This window comes from Kitasatospora sp. MBT63 (genome assembly GCF_000710465.2).
GTDB lineage: Bacteria > Actinomycetota > Actinomycetes > Streptomycetales > Streptomycetaceae > Kitasatospora.
The window spans coordinates 1-9,729 of sequence record NZ_JAIZ01000016.1 but is presented as its reverse complement, the minus strand read 5'-3'; the positions used below and the strand labels follow the sequence as shown (position 1 = coordinate 9,729).

The 9,729-nt window shown below is 72.7% G+C and carries 8 protein-coding genes and 1 tRNA gene; 5 read left to right on the top strand and 4 right to left on the bottom strand.

Annotated elements, in window-relative coordinates; genetic code table 11:
• Positions 1-753: 753 nt before the first annotated feature.
• Positions 754-990, bottom strand: coding sequence for a hypothetical protein (locus tag AA75_RS01215; protein WP_033817771.1), 237 nt, complete (start codon positions 988-990; stop codon positions 754-756).
• 164 nt (positions 991-1,154) lie between these two features.
• Positions 1,155-2,126, bottom strand: a complete 972-nt coding sequence (locus AA75_RS01210) for an RNA polymerase sigma factor RpoD/SigA (protein WP_033817770.1) — start codon at positions 2,124-2,126, stop codon at positions 1,155-1,157.
• A 391-nt stretch (positions 2,127-2,517) separates the two neighbouring features.
• Between AA75_RS01210 and AA75_RS48915 the strand changes: the two genes are divergently transcribed.
• A complete protein-coding gene (locus AA75_RS48915; RefSeq protein WP_158515424.1) occupies positions 2,518-3,318 on the top strand; it encodes a phosphatase PAP2 family protein in 801 nt (266 codons plus the stop codon).
• 394 nt (positions 3,319-3,712) lie between these two features.
• The gene (murJ, locus tag AA75_RS01200) at positions 3,713-5,632 is read left to right on the top strand and encodes a murein biosynthesis integral membrane protein MurJ (RefSeq protein ID WP_063794258.1); all 1,920 of its coding nucleotides are present in this window, start codon (positions 3,713-3,715) and stop codon (positions 5,630-5,632) included.
• A 77-nt stretch (positions 5,633-5,709) separates the two neighbouring features.
• On the opposite strand, the gene AA75_RS01195 is transcribed toward murJ, so the two are convergent.
• On the bottom strand, positions 5,710-6,393 hold the full coding sequence (locus AA75_RS01195; RefSeq protein WP_051811527.1) for an HAD family phosphatase: 684 nt from the start codon (positions 6,391-6,393) through the stop codon (positions 5,710-5,712).
• On the opposite strand from AA75_RS01195, the gene AA75_RS53380 reads away from it, so the two are divergent.
• Positions 6,296-6,964, top strand: a complete 669-nt coding sequence (locus AA75_RS53380) for a DUF1801 domain-containing protein (protein ID WP_255369482.1) — start codon at positions 6,296-6,298, stop codon at positions 6,962-6,964. The two genes, AA75_RS01195 and AA75_RS53380, sit on opposite strands and share 98 nt — an antisense overlap.
• 105 nt (positions 6,965-7,069) lie before the next feature.
• Here AA75_RS53380 and AA75_RS01185 read toward each other — a convergent pair.
• A tRNA-Arg gene (locus AA75_RS01185) sits at positions 7,070-7,142 on the bottom strand.
• Positions 7,143-7,639: 497 nt separating this feature from the next.
• On the opposite strand from AA75_RS01185, the gene AA75_RS01180 reads away from it, so the two are divergent.
• Together AA75_RS01180 and AA75_RS01175 are read left to right on the top strand one after the other, a co-directional pair.
• Positions 7,640-8,404, top strand: a complete 765-nt coding sequence (locus tag AA75_RS01180) for a polyprenol monophosphomannose synthase (protein ID WP_033817768.1) — start codon at positions 7,640-7,642, stop codon at positions 8,402-8,404.
• A 486-nt stretch (positions 8,405-8,890) separates the two neighbouring features.
• On the top strand, positions 8,891-9,729 hold an 839-nt coding region (locus tag AA75_RS01175), incomplete at its 3' end, for a YhjD/YihY/BrkB family envelope integrity protein (RefSeq protein WP_233288869.1).

Below are 9,729 nucleotides of genomic sequence, written 5' to 3'. Positions count from 1 at the left end.
GGGGCCGGGGGCGCGGGGCGGGGCGGTCGTCAGCGGCGTCAACGCATCCCCTCGGCTCACCCCCACGGGGGATGGAAGTTATCCACAGGGCGGGGTTGTCCACAGGAATTCGCCGGGGCATTCCCAGGGATCCGGCGTGGACGCAGGCTGAGTTCCGCAGGCCCGGCCGCGGGCCGGTACCGATCCAGCCTCGAAGGCGGTGCCCGACCATGACCACGGCAGCCCACCTCACCACCAACCTCCAGGCCCGCCTCGCCCCGCACCCGGCCCGGCACTCCGCTCCCCCGCCTCCCGCGCCCGAGGTGCCTCCGCGACAGGAGGTCCCCGACTTCCCGCCGATCCGGCGCGGCGTCGGAAGCCGCCACCGGCTCCGGCAGGCGGTACGACTCCGGCCGGGCATCCTGGCCGTCGGCCTGCTGGCGGCGGCCACGGCCCTCACCGCCGGGCCCCTACGGCACGGCCCGCCGCCGGGGCCGGCAGCGGCAGGTCCGGCGATCTGTACGCGGAGTGGCGCGCCCACGGGGTGACCCGTCGCGACCGTCGACCGGGCAGCCGGACAGCCAGGCGTTCACCCGTGACCGATCGTCCTGCTCACCGAGATCCGGGGCGCCCTGGTCGACCAGCGCTGACCTTCGGCGCCGCCGCAGCTCCGGGGTCCGCCGCTCCGTCCCCGCTCCTGTCCCCGTACCGTCCGCGACCGGTCGCGACCGGTCGCCCGTAGTGCGAGGTCCCCCGGTCGCCCGACTCCGCCGGTCAGTCCCCGTGGTGGGGCGGCCGCTGGCTCAGGTACCAGTCGAGCCCTCGCCCGCTGCCCTCTCCGCCACCGGGACGCTCTCCCCAGCCCTGATCGGTGTCGTCGCTGGTCTGCCGCTCCAGCGGGTCCGCGAAGACCAGCTTCGCCTTGGCCGCCGGGGTCCGCGGTTCCTGTCCCCGACCACCGTCCCGGGCGCCCGCCCGGTTCCGGTCCTGGTCCTTGTCCTGCTCACCCATCGTCCGCTGCCTCCCGTGGTGTCCCTGCGCGTTCAAGCGTAGGCCGTGCCGACCCGCCCCCGGTCGGGCCCGGGCGCCGCAGGAGTCGGCCCCGGTACAGCCGTGGCCGTACCGGGGCCCTCAACCGCTTCCCCGCTCGCCTGCGTCCCCGCCTGCCCGCTCGGTCAGGCGGCTTCGAAGCCCGCGTGGTCCGCGATCTTCTTGAGCTCGGCCAGCGCGTGCTTCTCGATCTGCCGGATGCGCTCGCGGGTCAGGCCGTGCTGCTTGCCCACCTCCGTGAGCGTCCGCTCGCGACCGTCCTCCATGCCGTACCGGGACCGGATGATCGACGCCGTCCGGTCGTCCAGCCGGTCGATCAGGGTGTCCAGCTCCTCGCGGCGGAGCATCACCATCACGGCGTCCTCCGGCGAGACCGCGCCGGTGTCCTCCACCAGGTCGCCGAACTGGGTCTCGCCCTCGTCGTCGACCGACATGTTCAGGCTCACCGGGTCACGGGCCCAGTCGAGCACGTCCTTGACCCGCTGCTCGCTGATGTCCAGCTCGACGGCGACCTCGGCCGGCTCCGGCTCACGCCCGAGCTCCTTGGCCTTCTCGCGCTGGACCCGCCGAATCCGGCCGAGTTCCTCGACCAGGTGGACGGGGAGCCGGATGGTCCGGGACTGGTCGGCGATCGACCGGGTGATCGCCTGCCGGATCCACCACGTCGCGTACGTGGAGAACTTGAACCCCTTCGAGTAGTCGAACTTCTCGACGGCCCGGACGAGCCCCGCGTTGCCCTCCTGGATGAGGTCCAGCAGTGGCAGGCCGCTGCGCGGGTAGCGGCGGGCCACCGCGACCACCAGCCGCAGATTGGACCGGATGAAGACGTCCTTGGCGCGCTCGGCGTCCTCGGCTATGAACTCCAGCTCCTCCCGGGTCACGCCCTTGGGGAGCCGGTCTTCCTCCAGCAGGTGCTGGGCGTACACCCCGGCCTCGATCCGGAGCGAGAGCTCGACCTCTTCTGCGGCGTCGAGCAGGGGCGTCCTGGCGATCTCGTCCAGGTACATGCCGACAAGGTCGCGGTCGGCCTCGAAATTGGTCGGGCGGGCCGAGCGAGTCCGGTCGGCCCTGTCGCGAACGACGGCACGGGTGGCCATGCTTGCTCCCTTGCTGGTGTTGCCGGGTCTGCCTGCGACTGCGCCGGTCATGGGCGGATCGGTGCAGCGAGATCCTCTGGAGATCCCACGGGGAAGATCCACGGGCTCAAAGAGGTGCGGGCCTCACCGAGGCTCACACGTAACGATCCAACGCACAGAAATCGGACAACATTCCCAACTGACTCAGATTTTCCCCCGACATGCAGTATGCTGCCCGTTTTTCCCTCGACTCCTGACCCAGGGTGACGCGTTGGGCGCTCACTGCGATCGATCTGTGCACCCGGCTCGGAGGCCGGCCCACACCGGCGGCGACGCCAACTGCGGGCAAATGATGCCGAATCGCTACTCGCCCGGCGCCGGAATCACCGGCCCGGAAGGGAAAGGGACGGACATGCAGCTGCAGTCGCCCGACCTCCTTCACCAGACACAACGTCGGAACCTCGCCCGTTGTGCCGGGGTGGCGGTCGGAGCTGCCGCACTGTTCGCCCTCCTCACCGTCCTCACCGCCACCCCCGGGGGCCCGCTGGCGGGCCTGGACCGCGCATCGGTGAATGCGCTGCACTCGTACGCCCGTCGGCACACCGTGTGGACGGCCTCCGTCCGGACCATGGACGATCTGGGCGGCCCCGCCACCATGCGGGTCCTGCTCGGCCTGGCCGCCGTCTGGCTGCTCCGGCTCGGGGCCCGGACCCTGGCCGGATGGGCGGCGGCGCTGGCACTGGTCGGCTGGGCCGCCGGCCGGACGGCACAGTGGACGATCGCCCGGCCCCGCCCGCACTTCACCGATCCGGTCGCGCAGGCCGCCGGCCCCGGCTACCCGTCCGGCCGGGCGATGGCCGCGCTGATCACCTGCACCGCCCTGGCCGCGCTGCTGTGGCCCCGGGCGACCCGGGCCGGGCGGGTGGCGGCCGGCTCGGCCGCGACGCTGGCGGTGGCCACGGTCGGCTTCACCGGGATCGCGCTCGGCACGCACCGGCCGAGTGACGTGCTGGCCGGCTGGCTCGGCGCCGCGGTGGTCCTGGGGGCGGTCACGGCGGTGCTGGAACTCCTGCACCCCGGGGGCCTGCTCCGGGACTCCCACCGGGTGGACTGGCAGACCAGACCGCGGGTCCGGTCGGCCCGGGCACCGACGCCGCCGTCCCGCCACGTCACGGACCCGGACGGGGAGGACCCCTGGGAGGGGGACCCCTGACACCCAGTGAGGAAGATCACACCCTCGAACGAGGGATGCCCACAGGGGGCGAAACGGTGCTTCACCCAACAAACAGGCCGAGGGCTCTACCGCCAATACCCCCTCAAATCGGACCAATCGCCCGCAATCCCGACCACCTGGGGTGCAACTCCGCAGGGTCACCGGGCCCGTGGCGAGTATCGCCACATGCACTCGGCTCCCCAGAGGGTGCCGATGTGAGGCAGACTTCTCCGGCTGGGGTGCATATCAGCGCCCGACACGGGGAGGCCTGGTCCGAGGTGGACCTGGCCGGCCTTGTCCGACAGGTCGACTCCGTACACCGACGTTTCGCCGGACGGGTGTCGCGGAGCCGCCTCGCGGCACCACCACCCAGGCACCGAGTGACGGGGGTCTGATGACCATGCACACGACGGACGGGTCCTCCGACCCGAACGCGTACATCGACCCGCCCACCATGGCCCTGCGGATCCCGGCGCAGTACTCCGCGCCCGTGCCGCCGATGCCCGCTGCGCCGCCCGGCGCACCCTCGGTCCCGCCACAGACTGCACCCCCGGCCCAGGCTCCGGCGAAGCCCGCGGCCTCCGCGGGCCGTAACGGTCTGATCATGGCCCTGGGCACCATGGCCTCGCGCGCACTCGGATTCGTCCGCAGCGCGATGATCGTCGCCGCCCTCGGCGTGGGTGAGCTCGGCGACTCCTTCAACATCGCGAACTCCCTGCCGAACGTCGTCTACATGATGCTCATGGGCGGTGTGCTGGCATCGGTCTTCGTCCCGGAGCTGGTGCACGCCGCGCAGACCCACAAGGACGGCGGCGTCGCCTACACCGACCGGCTGCTCACGATCTGCGCGGTCGCCCTCGGCGTCCTGACCGTCGCCGCCTGGTTCGCCGCCCCGGTCATCGCGGACGCGTACTCCGGTTATCCGCCCGGCGTGAAGCGCGACCTGACCATCACCTTCGCCCGCTACTGCCTGCCGCAGATCTTCTTCTACGGGGTCTTCACCCTGTTCGGCCAGGTGCTCAACTCCCGCGACCGGTTCGGCGCGATGATGTGGACCCCGGTCCTGAACAACCTGGTCGCCATCGGCGTCTTCGGCCTCTACATGGTGGTCGGCAGCAACGCCCGCGACGTCGGCGCCGTCACCTCGGCCGACGCCATGCTGCTCGGACTCGGCAGCACGCTGGGCATCGTGATCCAGGCCGTCGGCCTACTGCCGTCCCTGCGCAGTTCGGGCTTCCGCTGGCACCCCCGCTTCGACTGGCGCGGCGCCGGCCTCGGCAAGCCCCTGCGCTCGGCCGGCTGGGCGCTGCTGCTGGTCGTGGTGACCCAGCTGTCGTTCGCGGTGATCAGCCAGCTGACCGCACGGGCCGGCGACCTCGCCGGGAAGGCCGGACTCCACGTCGGCCTCGGCAACATCGCCTACACCAACGCCTATCAGCTGTTCGTCGTCCCGCAGGGCGTCATCACCATCTCGCTGGTGACCGCCCTGCTCCCCGGGATGACCCGGGCCGCGACCGCCGGCCAGTACAGCCGGGTGGGTTCCGACCTGTCGGGCATGCTGCGCTCGTCCGCCGCGATGATCATCCCGATCACCGTGCTGTTCGTGGTGCTGGCCTCGCAGATCACGGCCATCGCGTACGGCCACGGCAAGGCCGGTCCGGCCGACACCTGGGTGATCGCCCAGGTACTGATCGCCTTCGCGATCGGCCTGCCCGCCTTCTGCGCCCAGTACGCGCTGGCCCGCGGGTTCTACGCACTGGGCGACGCCCGGACGCCGTTCTGGCTGACGGTGGTGAGCACCGGTACCAATGCCGGCCTGTCCTGCGTCGCGTTCTGGCTGCTCGACCCGCGCTGGATCATCATCGGGATGGCCACCGCGCAGACGATCGCCTGCCTGGTGAGCGTGGCCATCACCGGCTGGGCACTGGGCCGCCGACTGCGGTCCGCGCCGGCGGCGGCCGAGCCCGAGGCCGCGCCGGACGCGACACTCGTCCTGAACACCCGCCGGGGCAAGGCCACCAGTGGTCTGGAGGGCGGCCGGGTGATCGGTCTGCACCTGGCGATCCTGCTGGCGTGCGTCCCGGGTGCGGTCGCCGCGCACTGGATCGCCGGCTGGTTCGGCATCGGCCTGTTCGGGAACCTGGTGGGCATGATGGCCGGATCGGCGGCCGTACTGGTCTCGCTCTTCCTCTTCGCCCGGCCGCTCGGCGCGGGCGAGGCCGTCGCCCCGCTCGCCCGCAAGCTGCGGATCCCCTACCCGGCCCCCGCACCCGCCGCCTCCGGCACCGGCACCAGCGGCCGCCACCGCCGCTGACCGCACGGGCGCCACCGGCCCACCGCCAGTTCGCATGCGCCGGCGGACGCTCGCGGCAGCGGCGGCTTCGGGCGCCGCTAGGAGCCGGTCAGCAGCCCCGGGAGCGCCCGCATGTCCTCGAAGACCACCGTCCCCGGCCCCGCCAGCCGATGGGCGGGCGTGACGCCGCCCGCATAGCCGAAGGACCGCATCCCCGCGGCCCGGGCGGCCCGGACGCCGGGCTCGCTGTCCTCGACGACCGCGCACCGCTCCGCCGCCACCCCGAGCCGCTCGGCGGCGTGCAGGAACAGGTCGGGGGCCGGCTTGCCCCTGGCCACCTCGGTGGCGCTGAAGATCCGGCCGGCGAACCTCCGGTACAGGCCGGTCCGGCCGAGCGTGTGCCGCATCTTCTCGTGGTCGCCGCTGGAGGCCACGCAGTACGGCACCGCGAGTCCGTCCAACGCCTCCGCGATGCCGTCGACCGCCCGCAGTTCCGCGTCCACGGCCTCGCGGTGGAGGTCCCGGAAGCGCGCATCCCAGGCCGTGGCCGTGGCGGCGCCGAGCCGGGCCCCGATCTTCTCCCCGATCGAGGCGGAGGAGCGCCCCACGAACTCCTCGATCACCTCGCCCTCGGTCAGCGGCCAGCCGAACTCCGCGCCCAGTGCGACGTGCACCCGGACGGCGATGGGCTCGCTGTCGACCAGCACACCGTCACAGTCGAAGATCACCAGCTCCACCGGCTCGCGGCCGTCCGTTCCCCGCAACTCCCCAGCCGTTCCCATCGAGTCCCCCTTCGGCAGCACCACCGGTCGGCCGACCGATCACCCGACCGATCGCCCGGGCCAGCCTGCCAGGCCGCAGCCGACGCCACGGCAGGGGGTCCCGTCGTGGTGCACGGGAAGGCATTCCCTGTCACATCGCGCCGATCGACGTACCGGTGAGAACAGCACCGACCACAGCACCGCGGAGGACGTCCCACCATGGCCAAGTTCGCCACCCTCGACGAGTACCTCGCCGCCCTGCCGGCCGCGCAGCGCGAGATCACCGACGCGCTCCTGCCCCTCATCGAGGCCACCGCACCCGGCGCGGGGGGCCTCTGGCACGGCCACCCGGTCTGGAGCCTGGGCGGCGCCCCCCGGCAAGGACCCCGTCTGCTATCTCAAGGCGTACACCGCTCACGTGACCTTCGGCTTCTGGCGCGGCCAGGAGCTCACCGACCCCTCGGGCCGGCTCGAACCGGGCGCCCAGCGGATGGCCGGCCTCAAGCTCCGTACGCCGTCCGACATCGACCCCGCACTCTTCGCCGACTGGCTGTCCCAGGCCCGGGCCCTCCACCGGCCCGACGAGAACTGACGGACCTCACCCCGCCGGGCCGCCGGGCCCGACGGCCCGCCAGAACGCCGCTGGCCCCTCTGCCCTGTGGGGCGGGGAGGGGCCAGCGGCCTTGGTGCTTCTCTGTGCCCCAGGCAGGATTCGAACCTGCGACACCGGCTTTAGGAGAGCCGTGCTCTATCCCCTGAGCTACTGAGGCTGAAGAAGGCCGCCAACCAGGTTGGGCGACCGACCATGACAGACTAGCGGATGCCGCCTCCGAAGATCTCCCCCGTTGGGACTGCGGTCCGGGAGCGTCCGCGGGCGGGTCGCGGTGGCCGTATCCCGGTGGTCCCACCGGGGCCGCAGGCCGTCGGGCGGCGGCGGTCGCCTATCATCGGGCTCCGGGGTCGCCGTCTTCGAGATGCGTCGGCCGCCCGGACGGACGGCCCGCGAGGTCCGGCCTCCGGCAGGTGCACAACAGTTCCTGCGGGGTACACGGAAACGAGGCCGGGTGTCGCTCGTTACCATCGGCACGGGTGATGCGCCGCTACGGAGCCTCTCGGTGGACCGAACCAGGGCGCTCCGGGCAGTATTCACCCGACCGAGGTCCGACGTGTTCGCGGACTGACAGTGTGGCTGCGGGTAGGCAGCCGCCGGTAGCCGACGTGCAGGCCAGACAGGCCGACGCGCCACAGCACAGTGAAAGGCACAGACGTGACTGCCGCCCAGGAGAGCACCTTCGCCGATCTCGGCAAGGTGCTGGTGATCATCCCGACCTACAACGAGGCCGAGAACGTCGAGCGGATCGTCTCCCGGGTCCGCGAGGCCGTCCCCGAGGTTCACGTGCTGGTGGCGGACGACAACAGCCCGGACGGCACCGGTGAGCTCGCCGACAAGATGGCGGCCGAGGACGGCAACGTCCACGTGATGCACCGCAAGGGCAAGGAGGGCCTCGGCGCCGCCTACCTCGCGGGCTTCGACTGGGGCATCGACCACGGCTACGACGTCCTGGTCGAGATGGACGCCGACGGCTCGCACCAGCCCGAGGAGCTGCACCGGCTGCTGACCGCGCTGCGCGGCGCCGACCTGGTGCTCGGCTCGCGCTGGGTGCCGGGCGGCGCGGTGGTGAACTGGCCGAAGTCCCGGCTGATGCTCTCGCGCGGCGGCTCCCTCTACTCCCGGCTGATGCTGGACGTCCCGATCAAGGACGTCACCGGCGGGTACCGGGCGTTCCGCAAGGAGACCCTGCTCGGCCTCGGCATGGACCAGGTCGCCTCCCAGGGGTACTGCTTCCAGGTCGACCTCGCCTGGCGTGCCGTCAAGAGCGGCTTCAAGGTCGCCGAGGTCCCGATCACCTTCGTCGAGCGTGAGCACGGCGCGTCGAAGATGAGCCGCAACATCGTGGTCGAGGCGCTCTGGCGGGTCACCGCCTGGGGCGTCAAGGCGCGGGTCGAGAAGCTCACGGCCAAGAAGGGCTGACGTCCGCCGCACCGACGTGGACGTGGACGTGGATCACTGACGGGCCCGGGCCGCCGCGAGGCGCCCGGGCCCGCAGCCGTCTGCGGACGCGTTCTGGAGAGCGGCACGGGCGTGGCGGATCAGGGCTCACCGGGCGGGTCCGGGTGCGGGGGTGCTGGGCGCGGGCGACCATGAGGCATCGACCTTCTCCGGGAGGTGCCCGTGACAGACCCGCCGAGCGGCGGTCGCGGCAGCCCCGGCGACCCCGCTGAGCCCGCTGAGCCCGGCGCTACCGGGGAGCCTGTCGGACCCCCGGAGCCCGTCGGCCCCGCTGAGCCCGGCGACCCCGGTGACCCCACCGGACCCGCTGGACCCGCTGGACCCGCCGGACCCGATGCGGCCGGCACCCCGCCTCCGGAGACCGGGCCGGGGCGCTGGGCGCGGACCAGGGTCCGTGCTGCCCGGCTCTCCGACCATGCGAAGACGGCACCCGAGCGGATCCCGCTGGTGGGCCGGACAGCGGCGCAGCTCATCCGGGTGAACCTGCTGGACAACGCGACCCGGCTGGCCGCCCAGGCCTTCCTCAGCGCGCTGCCCGCGCTGTTCGTGGTGGCCGTGTTCGCCCCGGCCACGGTCCGCGACGGCGTGACCAACTCGCTCCGCGACCACCTCGGGCTGCAGGGCCCCGCGCAGCAGCAGGTGCAGCGGTTGCTGTCGACCAGCCACGACGACGTGACGCAGAGCTTCGGCGTCTTCGGTGCGCTGGTCACCCTGCTGTCCGCCACCGCACTCAGCCGGGCCCTCCAGCGGGTCTGCGAGCGCTGTTGGGAGATGCCGCGGGCCCGGGCCCGGCTGGCGGTCTGGCGTTGGCTGGTCTGGCTGGCCGTCTGGCTGGTGTTCCTGGTGTTCGAGGTGCCGATCCGGAAGGGCTTCGGGGTCGGCCCCGTGCTGGGCCTGCCGCTGGCCCTGCTGGCCGGTTCGGCGCTGTGGTGGTGGACGCAGCACCTGCTGCTGCTCAGCCGCGTCCGCTGGTACCCCCTGTTGCCCGGTGCACTGCTCTGCGGGGTGACCCAGGGGCTGGTCGGGATCGGCGCACAGGTGTACCTGCCGGGCGCGATGAGCCGCAGTGTGCAGAAGTTCGGCCCGTACGGGGTGGTGTTCACCTCGCTGTCCTGGCTGATCGTGCTGTTCGCGGCGCTGACGCTGGCCATGGTGCTGGGCCGGGTGGTCGCAGAGGAGCCGATGATCGCCGGGTGGCTGGGCACCGCCACCGAGCCGGGCAGCTGGGGCGGCCGTCCCGCGGCGCCCGACGTTCCCACGGGCGGGAGCACGGGCGGGAGCGGGGG

Bases quoted from the DNA above. Each gene is read 5' to 3' on its own strand.
- AA75_RS01210 (WP_033817770.1), bottom strand. From the start codon at position 2,126: ATGGCCACCCGTGCCGTCGTTCGCGACAGGGCCGACCGGACTCGCTCG.
- AA75_RS01215 (WP_033817771.1), bottom strand. From the start codon at position 990: ATGGGTGAGCAGGACAAGGACCAGGACCGGAACCGGGCGGGCGCCCGG.
- AA75_RS01195 (WP_051811527.1), bottom strand. From the start codon at position 6,393: ATGGGAACGGCTGGGGAGTTGCGGGGAACGGACGGCCGCGAGCCGGTG.
- AA75_RS53380 (WP_255369482.1), top strand. From the start codon at position 6,296: ATGGGCTCGCTGTCGACCAGCACACCGTCACAGTCGAAGATCACCAGC.
- AA75_RS48915 (WP_158515424.1), top strand. From the start codon at position 2,518: ATGCAGCTGCAGTCGCCCGACCTCCTTCACCAGACACAACGTCGGAAC.
- murJ (WP_063794258.1), top strand. From the start codon at position 3,713: ATGACCATGCACACGACGGACGGGTCCTCCGACCCGAACGCGTACATC.